19 protein-coding genes are annotated in these 18,502 nt (G+C 57.2%); 13 read left to right on the top strand and 6 right to left on the bottom strand.

The window, feature by feature from the left end; all coding sequences use genetic code 11:
- The coding region (locus tag ACTG3T_RS13725) for a M14 family zinc carboxypeptidase (protein WP_439102852.1) at window positions 1-353 on the bottom strand (353 nt) is incomplete at its 3' end.
- An 80-nt stretch (window positions 354-433) separates the two neighbouring features.
- Here ACTG3T_RS13725 and ACTG3T_RS13720 point away from each other — a divergent pair.
- Genes ACTG3T_RS13720 through ACTG3T_RS13700 form a run of 5 tightly spaced genes read left to right on the top strand, consistent with a single transcriptional unit; the run spans window position 434 to window position 3,969 of the window.
- Window positions 434-1,003, top strand: coding sequence for a nuclear transport factor 2 family protein (locus ACTG3T_RS13720; protein ID WP_439102851.1), 570 nt, complete (start codon window positions 434-436; stop codon window positions 1,001-1,003).
- Between the two features lies 1 nt (window position 1,004).
- The gene (locus ACTG3T_RS13715) at window positions 1,005-1,577 is read left to right on the top strand and encodes an acyl-CoA thioesterase (protein WP_439102850.1); all 573 of its coding nucleotides are present in this window, start codon (window positions 1,005-1,007) and stop codon (window positions 1,575-1,577) included.
- Window positions 1,578-1,580: 3 nt separating this feature from the next.
- The gene (locus ACTG3T_RS13710) at window positions 1,581-1,769 is read left to right on the top strand and encodes a CPXCG motif-containing cysteine-rich protein (RefSeq protein WP_439102849.1); all 189 of its coding nucleotides are present in this window, start codon (window positions 1,581-1,583) and stop codon (window positions 1,767-1,769) included.
- Between the two features lie 8 nt (window positions 1,770-1,777).
- Entirely contained in the window at window positions 1,778-3,010 is a 1,233-nt protein-coding gene (locus tag ACTG3T_RS13705) for an NAD(P)/FAD-dependent oxidoreductase (protein ID WP_439102848.1), read from the top strand.
- Window positions 3,007-3,969: a nucleoside hydrolase gene (locus tag ACTG3T_RS13700; RefSeq protein WP_439102847.1), complete on the top strand. Its 963-nt coding sequence runs from the start codon at window positions 3,007-3,009 to the stop codon at window positions 3,967-3,969. The genes ACTG3T_RS13705 and ACTG3T_RS13700 overlap by 4 nt, the downstream gene beginning before the upstream one ends.
- Here ACTG3T_RS13700 and ACTG3T_RS13695 read toward each other — a convergent pair.
- Window positions 3,955-4,833, bottom strand: coding sequence for a 2OG-Fe(II) oxygenase family protein (locus ACTG3T_RS13695; protein ID WP_439102846.1), 879 nt, complete (start codon window positions 4,831-4,833; stop codon window positions 3,955-3,957). The genes ACTG3T_RS13700 and ACTG3T_RS13695 overlap by 15 nt on opposite strands.
- Before the next feature lie 41 nt (window positions 4,834-4,874).
- The gene (tsgA, locus tag ACTG3T_RS13690) at window positions 4,875-6,059 is read right to left on the bottom strand and encodes an MFS transporter TsgA (protein WP_439102845.1); all 1,185 of its coding nucleotides are present in this window, start codon (window positions 6,057-6,059) and stop codon (window positions 4,875-4,877) included.
- A 126-nt stretch (window positions 6,060-6,185) separates the two neighbouring features.
- Between tsgA and ACTG3T_RS13685 the strand changes: the two genes are divergently transcribed.
- Window positions 6,186-7,040 carry an SDR family oxidoreductase gene (locus ACTG3T_RS13685; RefSeq protein WP_439102844.1) on the top strand — a complete coding sequence of 285 codons (855 nt, stop codon included), beginning with the start codon at window positions 6,186-6,188 and terminating at the stop codon, window positions 7,038-7,040.
- 30 nt (window positions 7,041-7,070) lie between these two features.
- Here the strand turns inward: ACTG3T_RS13685 and ACTG3T_RS13680 are convergent, their stop codons facing one another.
- The gene (locus ACTG3T_RS13680) at window positions 7,071-7,658 is read right to left on the bottom strand and encodes an HD domain-containing protein (RefSeq protein WP_439102843.1); all 588 of its coding nucleotides are present in this window, start codon (window positions 7,656-7,658) and stop codon (window positions 7,071-7,073) included.
- 188 nt (window positions 7,659-7,846) lie between these two features.
- Between ACTG3T_RS13680 and ACTG3T_RS13675 the strand changes: the two genes are divergently transcribed.
- The 7 genes from ACTG3T_RS13675 (at window position 7,847) to ACTG3T_RS13645 (ending at window position 16,422) form a co-directional block, all read left to right on the top strand.
- Window positions 7,847-8,737: a DUF1295 domain-containing protein gene (locus ACTG3T_RS13675; RefSeq protein ID WP_439102842.1), complete on the top strand. Its 891-nt coding sequence runs from the start codon at window positions 7,847-7,849 to the stop codon at window positions 8,735-8,737.
- A gap of 202 nt (window positions 8,738-8,939) precedes the next feature.
- The gene (locus ACTG3T_RS13670; RefSeq protein ID WP_439102841.1) at window positions 8,940-9,602 is read left to right on the top strand and encodes a DJ-1/PfpI family protein; all 663 of its coding nucleotides are present in this window, start codon (window positions 8,940-8,942) and stop codon (window positions 9,600-9,602) included.
- A gap of 109 nt (window positions 9,603-9,711) precedes the next feature.
- The gene (locus ACTG3T_RS13665) at window positions 9,712-11,580 is read left to right on the top strand and encodes a glycosyltransferase (protein WP_439102840.1); all 1,869 of its coding nucleotides are present in this window, start codon (window positions 9,712-9,714) and stop codon (window positions 11,578-11,580) included.
- Window positions 11,577-12,968, top strand: a complete 1,392-nt coding sequence (locus tag ACTG3T_RS13660; protein ID WP_439102839.1) for a hypothetical protein — start codon at window positions 11,577-11,579, stop codon at window positions 12,966-12,968. Before ACTG3T_RS13665 ends, ACTG3T_RS13660 begins: the two co-directional genes overlap by 4 nt.
- A gap of 8 nt (window positions 12,969-12,976) precedes the next feature.
- A complete protein-coding gene (locus ACTG3T_RS13655) occupies window positions 12,977-14,029 on the top strand; it encodes a glycosyltransferase family 4 protein (protein ID WP_439102838.1) in 1,053 nt (350 codons plus the stop codon).
- A gap of 92 nt (window positions 14,030-14,121) precedes the next feature.
- Complete coding sequence (gene lpxL, locus ACTG3T_RS13650) at window positions 14,122-15,063, top strand: LpxL/LpxP family Kdo(2)-lipid IV(A) lauroyl/palmitoleoyl acyltransferase (RefSeq protein ID WP_439102837.1); 942 nt, start codon at window positions 14,122-14,124, stop codon at window positions 15,061-15,063.
- 108 nt (window positions 15,064-15,171) lie between these two features.
- Window positions 15,172-16,422, top strand: a complete 1,251-nt coding sequence (locus tag ACTG3T_RS13645) for an O-antigen ligase family protein (RefSeq protein WP_439102836.1) — start codon at window positions 15,172-15,174, stop codon at window positions 16,420-16,422.
- 65 nt (window positions 16,423-16,487) lie between these two features.
- On the opposite strand, the gene ACTG3T_RS13640 is transcribed toward ACTG3T_RS13645, so the two are convergent.
- Together ACTG3T_RS13640 and ACTG3T_RS13635 are read right to left on the bottom strand one after the other, a co-directional pair.
- Window positions 16,488-17,462: an FkbM family methyltransferase gene (locus tag ACTG3T_RS13640; RefSeq protein ID WP_439102835.1), complete on the bottom strand. Its 975-nt coding sequence runs from the start codon at window positions 17,460-17,462 to the stop codon at window positions 16,488-16,490.
- Between the two features lie 16 nt (window positions 17,463-17,478).
- A complete protein-coding gene (locus tag ACTG3T_RS13635) occupies window positions 17,479-18,378 on the bottom strand; it encodes a lysophospholipid acyltransferase family protein (protein ID WP_439102834.1) in 900 nt (299 codons plus the stop codon).
- Window positions 18,379-18,502 lie beyond the last annotated feature (124 nt).

Raw genomic sequence — 18,502 nt, 5'->3', positions numbered from 1 at the left:
GCATGCATGCCCCCACGCGTTGCCTCAGTGGCAGCGATGTTTTCCGGTGAAGAAATCACAACGTAAAACAGCTGACGGCCTTCCCAGCTGCGTCCGTATTCCTTGATGCGCACGCGCTTCGGGGCCGCCATCGCCAGAGCGTCGAAATAACGACGCACGTCGTGGGACCAGGTGATGCGCTCACCGGACTCATAACCCAGGACGCTCTCAATCGTCGGGATCGCCGGATCATAGTCATCGGCGGGCCAGTGGGTATCGGCGAGACCCGCTCGCGCGCACATGAGGCTTAAGATCAGGGCCGCTGCGCAGGCCGCTCCACGGTTTAATGCCGCAAGAAAAAATGCAGACTTCATGAGGGGTTTTCCTGAATTGGGATAAAGCCTATGTTGGCGATCTATGTTTGTTCGCACAAGACCCACCACAGGATTCCCCTATGCAAAAACCCATCAAAACACCTCGAACTCTCGACTTGCTTTGCGCCCTCTGCGCGCTGAGCGTAGTGTTTGCCTTCCCCGCGATGGCAGAGGACAACCCCACCAAGCAAGCCATCAATACCCTGCTGGATGACTTCCATCAGGCCGCTGCCGATGCAGATGAAGAGCGTTATCTGGGCCATTTCAGCGCCGACGGCGTATTTATGGGCACTGACGACTGGGAACGCTGGCCGTTACCGGCTTTTCGTGAATACGTCAGTGAGCGTTTTGCGGGAGGAACGGGCTGGACCTATGTACCCGAAGATCGCTACATCACCCTGGGCCCGGCGGGCGCCAGCGCCTGGTTCGATGAAATTATGGTCTCCGAGCGCTGGGGACGGTTTCGCGGCACCGGTGTGCTGGTCAGGGAAGGCGAGGAATGGAAGCTCGCTCACTACTCCCTGACGGCGCTTGTGCCCAACGAACGTTTTGCGGACGTCGCAGAGGTAGCAACAGAGGGTTTCAGGGCTCGGGCTGCCGAGCTACCCAAGGAAAATAGCGACAAGGAAAATAGCGACAAGGAAAAGTAATATGTCAGATGCACTACTCGGCGAGGGACACACGGTGAGCTACTCGCAAACCACGATTACGGAGCTGATGATTCCCGCCTACGCCAACTTCGGCGGCAAGATCCACGGCGGCACCCTGCTATCTCTGATGGACAAGGTGGCCTACGTCTGCGCGAGCAAACACGCGGGCAACTATTGCGTGACCGTGTCTGTGGACAACGTCCATTTTCTCGCGCCGGCCGAAGTGGGCGACCTGGTATCGCTTATCGCTTCAGTGAACTACGTGGGTTCCAGCTCCATTGTCGTGGGTATCAAAGTGATTGCCGAAAATGTGCAGACCGCGACAGTGGTACACACCAACACTTCCTATTTCACCATGGTGGCAAAAGGCGAAGACGGTAAAAAAGCCAAAGTGCCGCCCCTCATACTGGAAAGCGTGGAAGACATTCGCCGTTTTGCCGGTGCCCTGCGCCGAAGACGCCTGCGCAGCTACATGACGGAGCGCATGGTGGAATACAAAAAAGATTTTGTGGTGGATGACGAGACCCGCGCCTTTCTGGCCAACGAGCGCTGCGCCATCCGTCTAGAGAGCTAAGCCATGGAACTGCAGGAGTCCCAGATTTTTTGCCCCTACTGCGGGGAGCCCCTCTCCATTCTCCTGGATAGCGGGGACAGCGACGCCGAGTACATCGAGGATTGTCAGGTGTGCTGCCAACCCATGGTGGTCACCCTCATGAGCGAGTCCGACGGCAGTCTCAGCGCCAGCGTGCGCCGCGAAGATGAATAGAGAGACGCATGAAGCGACAGTTTGCTAATCGAGTGAAGAAACCCAAGGTCATCATCGTCGGTGGAGGTTTCGCGGGACTCGCCTGTGCCAGGGAGCTGCCCTCAGAGGATTTTGCGGTCACACTGATTGATCGAAAGAACAGCTTTGAATTTCTTCCGAATATTCACGAACTGGTTTCCGGAGTAAAAAAACCAATGCAGGTGCAGCTTCCCCTCAAAGGCAATCTGCGCGCCGCCGGCCACCGCTTTGTTAAGGGAGACGTCACGGCGATGGACCCCGATACACGGCGGGTCACTCTGGACTCTCAAAAACACTACGACGCCGACTATCTGGTTATCGCGCTCGGTAGCAGGGATGCGGACTACGGGGTTTCCGGTGTCGACCGGCACAGCTACGGCTTTAAATCAGTCGCCCAGTGTCAGGCGATTCACAAGCGTTTGAACAGTTTAAGTAAGAGTGGCGGCAAAACAGTCATTATCGGCGGCGGCCTGGAGGGTATTGAAGCGCTGGGCGAAGTACTCCGCCGATACCGGGACAAACCACTGGAGCTCACCATAGTAGAAGCTCAGGACCAGCTATTGCCGGGTGGGCCCCACGCGGTGGGCAGGCTCATTGCCCAACACTGCGAAGAGTGGCAGGTGGCGTGTGTCATGGACGATCCCGTAGCGCGCATCACTGCCAAAACCGTTTTACTGTCCAGCGGTCGCAGACTGCGCTCGGATCTTACCGTTTGGACCGGAGGTCCTGCGCCGCCGCCCCTCCTTGCGGCGTCAGGCCTCGCCGAGGCAGAGCGCTGGGCACCGGTGGATAAATTTCTCAATCATCCGGGCTACCGCAATATCTTTATCGCCGGTGACGTCGCAGAGCCAGAAAAGCCCATCAGCAAGCAGGCTTACCACGCGCTGGACATGGGGCGGCTCATCGGGGAAAACATTCAGAGGCAGGAAAAGGGAAAGCGTCTTCGCCGCTACAGGCCTTCGCCAAAACCCAGCCTGCTGTCCTTTGGCGATATCGATAGCGTGCTTGTCAGCGATAATCTCGCCCTGGCGGGTCCGCCCCTGGGAGCGGGAAAGGAGGCCGTGTTTGCCGCCGTCATGGCACAGCTGGATATGCGCGCAACCAGGGTGAAGCTGGATGCGGTAGTGGGGCGGGGAAAGCAGGCGACAGAGCAGTTACTATGGCCCACGCTCGCCAACTGGCGAGCCCTCAGAAAGCAGACAAAGGTGCGTAAATTGTCATGAAGCGGGTCATTTTTGACACTGATATCGGCATCGACGATGCCATGGCACTACTGTTCTTGCATTACGCACCCGGCGTGCGCATCGAGGCCATCACCACGGTCTCCGGCAACGCCAGCATCGCCAACGTGACGCGCAACGCCTGCCATGTGCGGGAACGCTTTGGCATTGATGCCCAGGTGTTTCGTGGCGCTTCCGGTCCCCTGGGCCCGGCCCTTGGTCAGGGTCACCCGGATTTTGTTCACGGCAAGAATGGTCTGGGGGATATCCAATTCGCCGAACCACTCCAGGACGCGGAACTGCAATCAGCCGCCGAGGCCATCGTCGAGCTGGCAGAAGCCTATCCCGGTGAAATCACTGTGGTCGCCGTAGGACGCCTCAGTAATCTGGCCAAAGCGCTGGACCTCTGTCCGAGACTGCCGGAGCTGCTGAAAGAAGTCATCGTCATGGGGGGGGTATTTATGCGCCGGGGACACCAGGGCAATGTCTCCCCTGTCGCAGAGGCGAATATGGCGGGGGACCCCACCGCCGCAGACCAAGTCCTGGGGAGCGGGCTTGCCGTGACCATTGTGGGCCTTGATGTCACCGAAGAGACGGTGATGGACGAGGCATTCATAGATACCCTGCGCGCACAGGCGGGTGATGCGGGCAGCTTCATTCACGGCATTACGCGCTTCTACTTTGATTTTTACGAAAGCATCAACGGTGAGCGCAGTTGTCCTATTCATGACTCCAGCGCCGTTGCCTACCTGCTGGCACCACAGCACTACCATGTAGAAACAGGACCCACCCGGGTGGTTTGTGATGGCGTCGCCATGGGGCAAACCATTCTGGGGCTGCACCCCGAGCGCTATGCCAGTGATGCCTGGCTGGAGCGTCCGTCCTGCCGCATCTGCACCGCAGTGGACGCGACTGCAGTGCAGAAGCTCTATCTGGAAACCCTGGCGTTAGCGGGCGAGTAGATCCAGTCGCTCGCGGAGATAACTTCCCGCGGTATGTTGCCTGGACAGCTCGATATCCAGGTCCGGCGCCAAAAAATAGGGCATGGAAATTCGCGAGAGATTGCTCCCCTCATCGCTTGGGTTGATTACCCGGTGGGAGGTCGAGGGTAGCTGTCGTCCCGAGGCCTCCTGAAGCATATCGCCGGAATTGACGATCACATCACCCGGTCTGCCCGGAACATCGGTCCACTGCCCGTCACGCCCTCGCACCTGCAGCCCCGGCTCTGAGGAGACCGGCAACAGGGTGATCAGGTTGATGTCTTCGTGGGCGGCTGCCCTCACTGCGCCCGGGGGCTCATCACCGGTAAGCGGAGGGTAATGGAGGATGCGCAGCAGGCTGTCCGCCGGCGACAGACTTTCGGCCAATTGCCCACGCAATCCCTGCGATAAGGCACTGCCCATGTGAATATCCAGCCACCCCAGAAGCAGACTCCCCAGCGCCTGGGCATCGTGCAGATGCGCCTCGGCATCATCAGCCAGAGCAGCGGGGAGAATGGTGTCAGGCACAATATGAAAAAACTCCTTGAGATCTTTGCGATCGTGACCTACCGCCGTCTCTGACACGTCGGGGGGTATATAGCCGCTGGTATTCCCCGAGGGAGTCTCCTCTGCGAGGTATTCCCATTTTTCTTCGCTATAGAAGAACTCCCGCCAGTTTTCCGCCATCTTGAGCAGGCGCCGGGCATCCAGGGGCGGGTTTCGCAATACCGCAAAACCGGTACGCCGGAGCGTCTCTACAAACGCCATTTCGGCCTCGGCACTGAACATATCTACCACGGCGACGGTCATGGCCCGGTGTTCCTCAAACAAAAGTTCCTCAAACAAAAGTTCCTCAAAGTAAAATCCCCACGCCCCAAATCGCTAACTCAGACACCCGGTGCCGCGGTTTCATCTTCACCGCGGTGCATGATCCACCAGGCAGCATAGACAAGAATCGCCAGCACAAGATAGCAAAGGGACCCAAACTGAAGAACCGCGCGGGCATCCGCCGCAGTCACAATCAAGCTGGTGATCTTTGGACTGATGGCGGTACCCGATGTGGCACCAAAGAGCAGGGCCGCGACCAGGCGTGGGCTGGGGTTGGGCACCGCAAGGGTGGCAAAGGAAATCACAATCTTTAGTAGTCCCAGGTTGGCGATGCCCCAGAGCAGGGACAGCCATGGCAACAGACTCAGGGACTCGCTCACCCACAGGGGCAGCGACCCCAGAAAAGCGCCGCTGACGCAGAGCAGCACCAGCCGGCGGGCTCCGATACGCAGAACCCACCAGGCAACCAATAGCTGCGCGATGAGCATTCCGGTCCAGAACCGGGCCACCACCGCGCCCGCTTCATCCCGCGGGGCACTCAGGAACTCTTCAAGGTACGTAGGCAGCCACCACAGCAATGAATATTGCCCGAGGGTGTAAAGAAACAGAGCCGTCACGCAGAGCCAGACAGGCAGTGGCCACACGCTTTTTTCCGTGGCATCCAGAGGCAGGGGACTCTTGGCCGGAAACCGCGCCGTCGCAACCAGCACCACCACGGCAGCAGCCACCGCGGCGACGGCCAGATAGGGCGCCGACCAGTGAAGACCTGCCGCCACCAGGGATACCGCCAGCGTTGAGATAACGATACCCGCCACACTGAATGAGCCATCGGTGATTACCAGCATAGAAGCACGACGATCCTCGGCATAAAGCTGGGTGATGGTACTCGCAGCCGCAGCGAGACCAATGCCACAGGCAGTACCCACTACCCCCAGGGACAGGCGCAGCGCGAGAAGCGAGTCACTCAAACGCAGGGTGAGCAGCGCGATTACCACCGCGAGATACACCAACAAAATCCAGAGACGCACCGTCAGCACATCAAACACCACCAGCGCCAGGGCTGAGCCGAGAAGAATCCCCAGAGTGAGCCAACTGAAGATCGGTGCCACCGCCGCCACGGGCTCGTCCAGATAGTCAGCCAGGGGTGGAAGCACGATGCCTATGGGGGCCAGCATTCCGGACATCACAAAATAGGCAAAAAAACAGGCCAGGGTCACGCGTATCGTGTTGCTTGAGTTATCCAAGAAGCTTGACGCCTGTGCGGTACAAGGAAGATGCTGGAGAGCTTAGCAGTGCGAGCTTGCCACGGGCCAGTGAATCCCTGCGGCGGCCAGCAATCAATCCTTTCGGACTCAATAGGGCTTAACACCATGAAAACCGTTGTCATTACCGGCGTATCCACGGGCATTGGCTATGCGGCCGCAAAGACCATGATTGCCCGGGGCTTCCGAGTCTTTGGGTCCCTGCGCAACGAGGCGGACGCCCGGCGGGTGCAGGAGGAGCTGGGGGAGCATTTTTCACCATTGATCTTCGATGTGGTCGATGCCTCAAAAATCGCCGAAGCCGCCCACTGCGTTCGAGAGGCGCTGAATGGCAAGAAGCTGGCGGGGCTGGTGAACAACGCCGGTATCGCGGTATCCGGTCCGCTCCTTGAGGTTTCCGAAGAGGACTACCGTCAGCAGCTGGAGGTGAATCTTGTGGGGCCGTTTCTGGTCACCCAGGCCTTTGCGCCCTTGTTGGGCGTTGATGCCGAACTCCGGGGCGAGCCCGGGCGCATCGTGAACATCAGCTCCGTTTCCGGTATTCGCGGTATGCCCTTCCTGGGCCCCTACTCCGCCTCCAAGTTCGGCCTCGAGGGCTACTCCGAGTCTTTGCGCCGGGAGCTTATGCTCTTTGGCATCGATGTCATCGTCATTGGACCGGGACCGGTAAAAACGGCGATCTGGGATAAGGCAGAGGAGGTGGATATCGAGCAGTACGCGTCGTCTCCCTACCTGCCCATGCTGGAGCGTTTTCAGAAGGTGTTCATCAACCAGGGGCGCGACGGCTATCCCGCAGAGCTCCTGGGAGAGATGATCTGTACGGCACTCACCACAGCAAAACCCAAGGTCCGCTATGCCGCCGTGAAAGGCCGAATGATGGAAAAACTGTTGATGCGGGTGGCCTCGCCAAGAGCACTCGATAATGCGATTGCCAAGATGTTAGGGCTAAACAGGCGGTCGTGAACCGGGGGAGCAAGGCTCCCCCGCTAAACATCATTCCATTGCAGCCTTATAAAGGGATGCCTTGGGCGCAGCAAACACTCGTCGGACCATGGGCTCAAAGAACTCGAGAGCGTAGGTTTCAGCTTCCGGATCAAATGCCGGCGCATCGTACTTCTCGATGAACTCCCGGGTGTAGTCGTAATAGGGATGGGACTCAAACTGCTTGTGCTGATCCCGGTCCAAACCAATGTGATGGAAAAAGTAGTAGCCCTGAAAGATTGCGTGGTGCTTCACCATCCAGTGGTTTTGCTCGCTCACAAACGGCTCAAGGTAGGTCGCCGCGATGTCCGCGTGATTATAGGGCCCCAGGGTGTCGCCGATATCATGGAGCAAGGCGCAGACCACGTACTCCTCGTCTTTGCCGTCCTTGTGGGCCAGGGTCGCGGTCTGCAGGCAGTGGGTCAGGCGATCTACGGGGAATCCACCACAATCGCCGTCCAGCACCCGCAATTGTTCCAGCATGCGATCGGGCAGCTCCGCCGCCGCAACCTTGACCTCTTTCATGATCACCTGCCAGTCTTCCGCCGTGCCATCCTTCATGTGATGAAACTTGGCGCGTTCCGGTAATGCCGTATTCATAGAATCTCCTTTCTTTATTAGAAATCGCCCTGTGTCAGGGCGCGTAGATCAACACACTGAACGTTAAATTAGGCCGACAGGTATTCGCTGCGGTCACCAATGGGCGCGTTATTATAGTGCAAGCGACGAAAAAGGCCTGAGTCCTGCGCTTGCGTTAGACTAGCGCTTCCAGGAGGGGAAATACTGTCATGAATGCGACTATTCAAGCACCGCCGGCTAGCAAATCTCTTATCGGTATTGCCATCGCCGTCGCCATTGCCGCAGGTATGGCCGCCGCGGGCAGTTACCGCGGGCAGGAATTTCAGGGATTGCCGGTTTTTGCACTCATCGCTGCCCTGGCCTTCGCAATCCAATGGCTGGTTTTCATCCCCGCTTACCTCAGCCAGTCCGAGCGCTACTACGACTTCACCGGGTCGGTAACCTACGTCACTGTTGTAGCCTGTGCGGTTACCGTCAATAGCGACCCGCGATCCCAGCTGCTGGCCGCCCTCGTGGCGATCTGGGCACTGCGCCTTGGCAGTTTTTTATTTTTGCGCATTCGCGACGCCGGCTCTGACCGGCGTTTTGACCGGATCAAGCCGTTCTTCTTCCGCTTCATGATGACGTGGACGCTGCAGGGCTTATGGGTGCTTGTGACCGCCGCCGCCGCCCTCGCCGCCATGACTTCCGGCAAAACCCTGGAACTCGGCGCCCCGGGGGTCATTGGCCTGGGGGTATGGGTCGCGGGTTTCGCTATCGAGGTTATCGCCGACAAACAGAAGCGGGAGTTTCGGCGCGACCCAAAAAACAGCGACCGATTTATCCACCAGGGACTGTGGGCCTGGTCGCGGCACCCGAACTACTTTGGAGAGATTCTGCTTTGGTGCGGTATTGCCGTCATTGCGGCGCCCGCGCTACAGGGCTGGCAGTACGCGACGCTGATCTCACCCGTGTTTGTTTATCTGCTGCTGACACGAGTCAGCGGCATTCCCATGCTTGATGCCCATGCCCTCAAAAAGTGGGGTCATGAAGAGGGCTACCAGGCGTATCGGGAGGCAACGCCGCCACTTTTTCCCAAGCCACCCGGGGTGCGTGCGTAGCACTACCAGTAATGGATCCTCGGCCTGCGGGCATCTATTTCTCTGACAATAGCTCAAACGTCGTTGGCACCGCTTCGTGAAACTGGCGGATGAGACTAAACCGATAGAGGCAAGAGGAAGACGCAGTGAGACAACTTTTTGAATAACCAGGAGCTGCCTTTTTTGTCGCTGAATCCTCAACGGGGCAGAAGGAGGACAACCTATGGGTAACCAACCCCTGCAACTCGGCGCTGTGCTATACCCGGGCTTTGAAATGCTTGACTACTTTGGCCCACTGGAAATGTTTTCGGTGCTTGGCTCCTCTCTGATTACTATCAACACCGTCGCTGAGCACAGCGGTCCGGTGGCCTCGGCCATCGGCTCCGAAGGCGCTGTAGGTCCCAAGGTTGTCGCTGATTACGGCTTCGACGATGCGCCTGCTTTCGACATGCTTTTGGTCCCGGGTGGGAGTGGTACGCTCACCGAGTTGGAGAACCCGGCGATGCTCGACTTTCTTCGGGTCCAGGCAGAAAAGGCCCAATGGGTCAGCTCGGTCTGCACCGGATCAGCGCTCCTTGCAAAGGCGGGCGTTCTCGATGGACACCGGGCGACATCCAACAAACAGGTATTTGCCATCGCAAGCATGCAGTCCGATAGAGTCGACTGGGTAGAGTCCGCGCGCTGGGTTGAGGATGGGCAATTCTTCACATCCTCGGGTGTGTCAGCGGGCATGGATATGAGTTTGGCCATCATCCAAAAGCTCTTTGGTAAAGAGGCGGCGGAGACGGCTGCCAGCTATACCGAGTACACGTGGCATCGCGATGCGAACAGCGACCCCTTCATCGATGAACTCAACGTTATGGCGAAGGAGCTCGGTCTGCTTTAATTGCTCTCACGGTTTGTCGGGGCACCTTTGTCAGGCGTCAAACGCAGACAGTTATCCAAGGCGCTTCCCAAGTCACAAAGAGCGAGAGTAGTGCGCAACGGCAATAATAATGAAGATACTCGTCTACAGCGATTACTCCCGTATTAACCACAGCGTGAGACCGGAAGCGGAAATCTTTCTGCAGCTGGCATCGATGGGGCACACGGTCAGCGTTTTCTCACCGCGCCTGGACCCCGCGGAGCCTTTTACCGCCGCCGGCATCAGAACCGCCACCACCGCACAGACAGCCAAGGTTTCTCCAACCAGTATCCGTTTGCTCCGCCGCGAGCTTAGAAGAGAAAACTATGATGTTGTCTTCGCTACCAGCTCGCGCACGATTCCAACAGCGGCCTTTGCCTGTATGGGGTTCAACTGCAAACTCGTCGTTTATCGGGGCACAACGCGAGGTTTGAAGCGCAGCGACCCCACATCCTTTCTGAGCGTGCTCCACCCTCGCGTCGATGCAGTGCTTACGGTGTCAGATGCTGTCAGCGAGGCGGTTAGGAAGAAACTGTATAAGAACCGGGACAAGGTTGTCAGCATATTCAAGGGCCACGATATTGAATGGTACAAGGACCCACCGGCCGATTTAGCTGAGTTCTCGATCCCCCCGAATGCAGTGGTTGCCATTGCGGTCGCACGGTTCAGGCCATCCAAGGGATTGCGCTATCTGCTGGAGGCGAGTGAGCTACTGGCAGACATCGAACCGCTTCATCTACTCATCGTAGGAAGCGGAGCCGATCAGGCGCCTTACACCAGTATCGTGATGAACAGCCCCATGAGGGACCGTATTCATATAACCGGCCGTCGTGAGGATGCTCTGCGATTAATTGCCGCTGCGGACATGCTAGTACAGCCCTCAGTTGATGGAGAGGGCCTGCCTCGCTCGATCATTGAGGCACTGGCATTTGGCAAACCCGTTATCAGTACGACGGCCGGTGGCGCAAAGGAAGTTGTGGAAGAGGGAAAATCCGGATTGATTATCCCACCGGCCAATAGTGTCGCGATCGCTCGCAGTATCAGAGCGCTAGCCGCAGAGCCAGAGACTATTCAAACAATGTCAGAACACTGCCGAAACCTTGTGCGTACCCGACTTTCTCACACGAAAACGGCGGCTGCTTACGAGCAGTTTTTCCAATCCTTGTGCAGCGAGCAGGCGCCGATACCGCGCAGTATCGGGGACCACCAGGGAATCTACACTGCAGTCGCTCCGGACTACCTACAGCACCGGGCGGCCATTTTGAAATTGCTTGAGAATTTTGACGCCAGTGGTGAAATCCTGCATCGCAAGCGCAACACCGTAAAGAAAATGCTGCTCTGCGACACCCCCGTTGTGGTTAAGTCGTTCAATATCCCCAGGGGCATCCGAGCGTTTATTTATGGTCGGGTCCGGAAGAGCAAAGCCCGGCGCTCCTTCGAACATGCGAGGCGGCTACGCACTCTGGGCATATCGACTCCGGAACCCATTGCCTTCATTGAGGAACGTCGGCGGGGCCAACTGGCGGCAAGCCATTATGTGTCAGAGTATTTTCCTCACGACTTTAGTATGACCTATGGGTTTTCAGGGAACGAAGACAGCGCGATCATCAACGCGTTTACACAGTTCACCTTCGATCTGCATGAAGCTGGCGTGCTGCACTGGGATCACAACCCGAGTAATACGCTAGTGCGCGACCAGGCGGGGGCGTGGGAATTTACGATTATCGACATAAACCGCATGCGTTTCGGGTCGCTGAGCCTAAAGCAACGAATGAAGAACTTCGTGAGACTTACCGACGATATTTCCACTATGAAAAATCTGGCCCACTGCTACGCGAGACTCGCCGGAGAGCATCCCGAGCTGTGTGAGACATTGCTAATGAAGCAGAAACAACGACACTGGCGAAAGCTGGCGCTAAAAAAGCAGCTCAAGAGGCTGTTTGGCAAGGGTCCGCGATGAAACGTGGCGACACGGACAATATCTATGAGTGGGACCACCACTCAGACCAGCCACACGTTATTCACAACAAGCGTGCGAAGCGACGCCTCTATCTGCTGGGCGCTGTGGGCAGTATCAAAACTCTGCTCACCGCGATGGTAGCTATACCGCTGGCCTACCTGGTCCGAGGGGCGCGCCAAACAACGGTGTTGCCAGCAAGCGCCAGTGCTATAGGCATTGGCGTCAGTGTGGAGTCTGCGCTCGCAGAAAAAACGCTGGTGCCCCTTGAGATGCTTCAGCATTGTGTTGATGAACTCGGTATCGATCACCTCTTACTGCGTGTTGTCCTGGGCGAACCCCGGAGCCTGAGGCCATACCTTGCACTGGCCAGGCAATTTGCAGAAAAGCAGCTGCTTATCGATGTCCTGCAGGACCGCGAACATATTGAAAATCAGAAGTTGCTCGAAGCTCATCTGCGGAACGTGTTCACCGCGTTCGCAAGCGTCACCAACACTTTCAAGATCGGCAACGCGGTCAATCGTCGTAAATGGGGGTTTCACTCGCTGGATGAGTACTTTGTTTTTTATCGTATAGCTCAGCGCTTGCGGGACAGTGAGTTTCCACAGCTGGAGTTGCTGGGTGGATCCATTATCGATTTTGAGCTTCCGAACTTCGCGCGAAGCCTCCTGCATTTTCACCCGATCAGGTACGACGCGGTCGCCGCGCTTCTGTATGTTGACCGTCGGGGCGCACCGGAAAACCGTCAACTGGGCGCTAACCTTATGGGGAAAATAAGCTGGTTCAAAAGTCTGATGAGGTTCAGTGACAAATGTGAAAACAGGCTGATCATTACCGAAACTAATTGGCCATTGTTAGATACGCAACCCTTCGCCCCAGCCGTGGGCGATTGCATGGTTGATGAGGATAAACAGGCGTCCTATCTGGCCAGATACTACTTGCTTGCCTTTGCCAGTGGGCAGGTTGAGGCAGTCTTCTGGCATCAGTTGGTCGCCCCGGGCTATGGTCTTATCGATAATCGTAACGACTACTGCCACGGCCATCTCCACGACAACGTCCACGACAACGTCCACGACAACGTCCGTCGTCGTCGGGCTTTTTATGCTTTGAAAACGCTAACGCAGCTTTTCTCAAAAGCGACCATCATCGGCTTCGAAAAGCGTGGAGACCTTTACCTGCTCACTGCGGAGCGTGATCAGCAGCGCCTTACCGCGGTCTGGACCAACGATAAGGCTGGGACCCTGGAAATCGCAAAGATACCAAGGCGGGACTCGGCGTCGCCACTCGAAGGCGTTGTCATCTACAACCTTACGGGGACGCAGCTGGAGGCGGCCAACAGCCTGGCTGTCAGTGGTGAGGTTACCTATATTGTTGAGTCACTGAGGAGGTGACTGCCACCTTGGACGATATTCAGATCATCCTCGGGAACTCGAACAAGCGCTTTTCAGGCGTGACATCGACCATGTTGCAGGTACTTGAGAAGCAGCAGACGATGGCGAGTACCGCGGTGCTGGGTCGACAGCACTTACATGAGGGCACTACCGCCCTCGGCTTTGTTGAAATGCTCAGGCTCTGCCGTAAACCCCTGCCCGATGGTTGCTACCGCGTGTTTCACGCCAGGCGCAACGATGAGATGATCCAGGCGCTCTGTGCCAGGGCGCTTGGTGCAAAAGTCAAAATAGCGTTCACCTCTACGGCCCAACGCCAACACAGCCGGTTCAGCCGCTGGCTGATGTCCAAAATGGATGGTGTCATTTCCACCAACACCACCGCAGCGTCCTATCTCAGCAGTCCGCCCGCCATCATCGTACCCCACGGCGTAGACACCAAACGGTATCGACCACCCCCCGATCGTGGCGAGGCCTGGAGAGCGCTGGGGCTTCCCGGTGACTACGGCATCGGAATGTTCGGACGGGTACGACAGTCGAAGGGCACCGACCTGCTGGTTGACGCTGCGCTGGAGCTACTCCCCCGGCACCCCCGTGCAACGGTCGTCATCTGCGGCGATTGTCGACCGCCGGATCGGGAGTTTCGCCAGAAACTTCTGGAAAAAACTGACCACGCCGGACTAAGTGGTCGTATACGTTTTATTGGCGAACAGCCCTTCAATCAATTACCGGCCCTCTATCGGGGCATGAGTATTGTCGCTGCGCTGAGCCGCCACGAGGGCTTTGGGCTCACCCCCGTTGAGGCCATGGCCAGTGGTTGCGCTGTGCTGACCAGTCGCGCCGGAGCCTGGCCGGACATCGTGGAAGACGGTGTGACCGGCTTTACCACGCCGACCGGCGACCTGAACGCTGTCAAGATCGCGCTGGCGGAATTGCTGCACGATAGCGAGCGTACGGAACGCATGGGTGAGGCAGGCCGCCGACTCGTTGAGGCCCGTTACACCGTGGAGCGTGAGGCGCGCGAGTTAACCGACTATTTATTGGGTCTGGCGGCAAGCCCGTAAAAGAGCGCTCATCCCGAGCCAGTCGGCCATGGCCCCTAATCTAAAGAGATTGCCGCTAGCAGGACCTTGCCTCTTTGCTTTATCGTTGAGTAATGCCACACCAAACGTCACGCCAAAAGCAGCACGAGGAGCCAACCGGGGCTTCGCTCTACACCCCGCGCCACTGGCCAAGCTGGCTGGCGGTCGGCGTACTGCGTTTGATCTCCATACTCCCGTTTCGGGCAAAGTTGGTCGCAGGCAAGTATTTTGGACTTCTGGTTCTGCGTTTTGGGAAGAAGCGCCGCCATATCACCGAGACCAATATCCGTTTGTGCTTCCCGGAGCTTGATGCGGTTGGGCAGGCGGCTATGGTTCGTGAAGTCTTCATTCAGAACGGTATTGGCTTTTTCGAAATCGCCTGGGCCTGGTGGGCGAGGCCGCAGGAGATAGCAGGACGCTACCAGGTAGAGGGACTTGAACACCTTCAGGAGGCACAAAAAGGCGGCACAGGCGTTGTTTTAGTCGGAGCGCACTTTGTGCACCTTGATTTGTGCGGACTGATGCTTAACCAGGTCGTGCCTATGGGTGTCATCTATAGAAAGAACAACGATCCTGTGTTCGAGGAGGTTATTACCTCCGGGCGGGAACGCGTGTTTGAAAACGTGCTTGAGCGCTCCGATATGCGGAGCATCGTGCGCAAGCTGCGCGAGGGCCGCGTCATCTGGTATTCACCCGACCAGGACTTTGGCGGAAGGCAGTCGGTCTTTGCGCCTTTTTTCGGGGTTAGTGCATCCACGCTCACCACCACGGCTCAGCTGGCAAGGATGGGTCGGGCCAATGTCTGCTGTGCGTTTCACTATAGGGAGCCGGATAGTCACCGCTATCGCCTGGTTTTCAAACCGGTGCCGGAGGAATATCCCACGGGCGATGACATCAAGGATGCCACACTGATAAACCAGCTGATCGAATCGGGCATTCGTGAACGGCCGGAGCAATACATGTGGGTCCACCGTCGTTTCAAAACTCGACCGGACGGACAGCCCTCGCTGTACTGAGTCACCGGCTGTAGAGGACCCGCAAACAAGGGACTTCATGGCGCTTCCAGAGAAGGCAATATGGCATAATAGCGCGCTCTCCCGCTCTAACAGCCTGACGTAAACGATTTGATAAGCCAGCAGCAACCCGTACTCTCAGGACGTCTGTTATCGCATGTACTGGGTGCCAGCCTGGCCCTGTCCCTTGTCACTCCCAAGGGCTTTGGCCTGCTTTTGGGTCTTTTCCTCGTCATTGGCCTTCTCGCTCTGCAGCGTCGGGAGCTGGCCGCGCTGCGTTGGCAAGACGGCATTTTCCTCGTGTTACTCAATGCCTATCCTGTGATGGTAGCCCTCAGCATGCTTCTCCACGGGTCCTGGGATGTCTCGCTTTTTGATAATGCGTCGCGCTTTTTACTGCTTGGCGTCGGATACGTGGCGTTGCGGGCAAAGTCATTCGACCTGGGCTACGTCGTGATCGGTGCCATGATTGGCTGTGGACTGACAGGCGGCGCGGGCCTGCTGCATCAGGTTTTCGGAGTGACCCTGCTACAGAGTCACGAGCAGCTGCGCTACGGGGGCTTCGAGAACCCGGTGGTTTTTGCGCAGATCCTGTTCTTCCTGCTCCTCGTGGCAGTTACGCCAATAAAACTGGCCTGCCTGTCAAAATCACAGACACGCGGACTCTTGATTAGCGTGATATTGCTAGCGTCCATCGGCGTGGTGGTCAGCGAAAGTCGGAGCGTGCTGTTTGCGCTTTTGGTTCTTTGTGGCTACCTGTTGTGCTGCGACTCACGCCTCTCCAGCACGCGAGCTACAAAAGCGGTTGTAATGCTCAGTGCAATCTATGCGGTATTTATCCTGGTTAACTCAGCTCATCTGCCCCACCTGAGTGGCACCGCCTCAGAGTTGATGGGGAACTACGAACAGTTCGACCAGCGTACTGCCATGGGACAACGGCTTTCACAGTGGTCTCTTAGCTGGGAGCTAATCGTCAAACAGCCTGCTTTTGGTTATGGCATCGGACAGTTCGAGGCAGCGTTCAACGGTTTGCCGGGAGCCGACTCCCTGACAGAAAAAGTCCGCTCCTACAGTCACGCACACAATGACTTCCTACAGATCGCCGTAGAGCAGGGTCTGGTGGGTCTGACAATCTTTGTGTCTGCTCTTTCTGCCATCGTGTTCATGACTGTTCGGGAGGCCTTCGCCGCAGCTGCCCGCCATTTGCTGCTTGTCACGATGGCTGGCTGGCTGTTCTTTGCGCTGACTCAAACCCAACTCGCTCACCAGAAAACCACGATGATGTTTGCCTTTCTGCTTGCTCTGGGTTTCAGTCACGGTATGAGCGAAAAATACGGCTCTCTAAACAGAAGCTCCGCGTAAGACTAATCGGAAAACCAAGAGCGGCCAGGACCTCGCTGAGGTCTTAGGGCCCAAGAATCCATAGATCACCGGCTGTTGCCAGTCCGCCAGAGATCCAGCATGCCATGGACCTCCTCATTGGGGACAAGGATGCGATCCGGTTGAGAAATTCCAAGCATCGCTTCCGGTGAGTCAGTTGCTCGTAGCTGCTCATCGGGCCCCATGGACAGCAGACTGTAATCAAGTTCTTTCAGCAGCGAAAAAAGCTCTTCGACCTTTCTCAGCCGGGCCTCGTATTCGGGGCTAACGGGATCGGGCGCGAGCACTTCGCATATGATTGGCGGCCGGTGTTTCTCCAGCGTAGCGCTGAGTCCCCGCAGCACTTCCAGTTCGAAACCCTCGACGTCAATCTTAATCGCACTGATCGCTGCCAGATTAAGGTCTGCAAACAGCGGGTCACCTGGCTGGGTAATCACGTTAAAGGAAAAGGGTTTATCTTTCTCGACACGGTGATCAGCAAGCAATGAACCCATCTTGTCGCCCAACCTCCGGGCAAAAAAGGTGCTCATTCTCCGGCTATCCGACAGCGCGACGGGGAACACATTGGCATCAACAAAGTGATTACAACGGATGAGTTCCTGCAAGTAGAAGTAACATGCAGAGTTTGGCTCAAAACCAACATAGGCTCGTCTTTCATCGAGAGATTTCAGCCAAATCAGATACAGGCCTACATTCGCACCGATGTCCACAAATGCGCCGGGGCTCTCGTTCAGCAGACGGGCCAGCAGGTGATAGGTCCATGGCCGGCTGGTGCGACTCAGGTGATCGGCGCCGAGTCCGTAAATCAGCGGGATCGTCAGCTTCAGACCTTCGAAGCGGACGCGAGCGCTGGCGACGCGAAGATTTTTTGACAGGCTTTTGAACAGCTCACGTTTGAGCTTGCTGGTCGTAGCTGCAATCCGAGACTGCTGATTCATCAACAAAGGGGTACTTTTTGAAACGACGTTATTATAACACTTCCCTACTCTTCCCCTTACGGGCGAAAATTCACAAACGGGCACAGCTGTTCCAGCCGGATCAGGCGTCGGGGGTCCAATCCGGTGAATAGTAGTCGACCAGGTTCCGCGGCCGAGTGCGAAAGCGTTTGTATTCCCACTGGTACTGCTCCGGGCACAGACTCAGACAGGCTTCTATGCCGTCATTGAGCGCCTGCAAAGATACGTCCAGGTCATCGCTATACATTGACTCCTCCGCAGGGATAAGGTGTATGCGGAACCCCCCGGGAACACGCTCCGCAAATCCGAAGAATGCCGCAGCGCCCGTGCGATGCAGAAGCTTGCTAGCGAAGGTCATCGTGAAACAGGGCACTCCCATGAATGAGCTGTTTTCCCCTGATTCCTCCACCGAAGGTATCTGGTCCGGCAGAATTCCCGTTACTCCACCGCGCTTCAGGGTTTTTACCAGAGTGGCCAGTCCCCGAGGAGTAGTCGGGACGAGTCTCGTGCCGGTTCGCTCCCTCGCCTCCCGGACTACGGACTCCAATGCCTGCATACGGGGGGGCTTGTAGAGCGCAAGGGCATCTCCCCACTCGGCGATAAACAGGCCCATCACCTCCCAGTTACCGAGATGAGGACCCAGAATTACCACACCTCGGTCCTCGGCAAGCGCTTCCTTAACCGCGTCCTCCCCCCGTATTTCGACAATCTTCTCCCGCACCTTGCGCCAGGGACGGTGCCACACAAAGCCCATTTCGGCGATGAGCTCGCCGGTAGCCTGCAGGGAGCGCTGCGCCAGCTGGGCCTGCTCGGCCTCGTCCAGGTCCGGAAAGGCCAGACCAATGTTGCGCTCTGTCACCTGTCGGGAACTACCGCCCGCCAGCCACACCAGCTTACCCAGGGTGCGCCCGACAACCCGACTGCTACCTAAGGGCAGTCGCGATGCGAGCCAGAGAAGTGCGGAGATAAGCCGAGAGGTCAATGAATAAAAATCTCAGGATTGATAGTTAAGATGCTGACGAGGCGTACTCTACCTTGCACCCGAACGGTGCGCTACTCGCTAACGACCGTCAAAGAAAGGCTGATCCAGGATCGTTACCGGGACT

Source organism: Congregibacter sp. (assembly GCF_965660375.1).
In the GTDB taxonomy this organism is placed as follows: domain Bacteria; phylum Pseudomonadota; class Gammaproteobacteria; order Pseudomonadales; family Halieaceae; genus Congregibacter.
The sequence above is the reverse complement of the archived record's forward strand: the minus strand, read 5'-3'. Positions and strand labels throughout refer to the sequence as shown.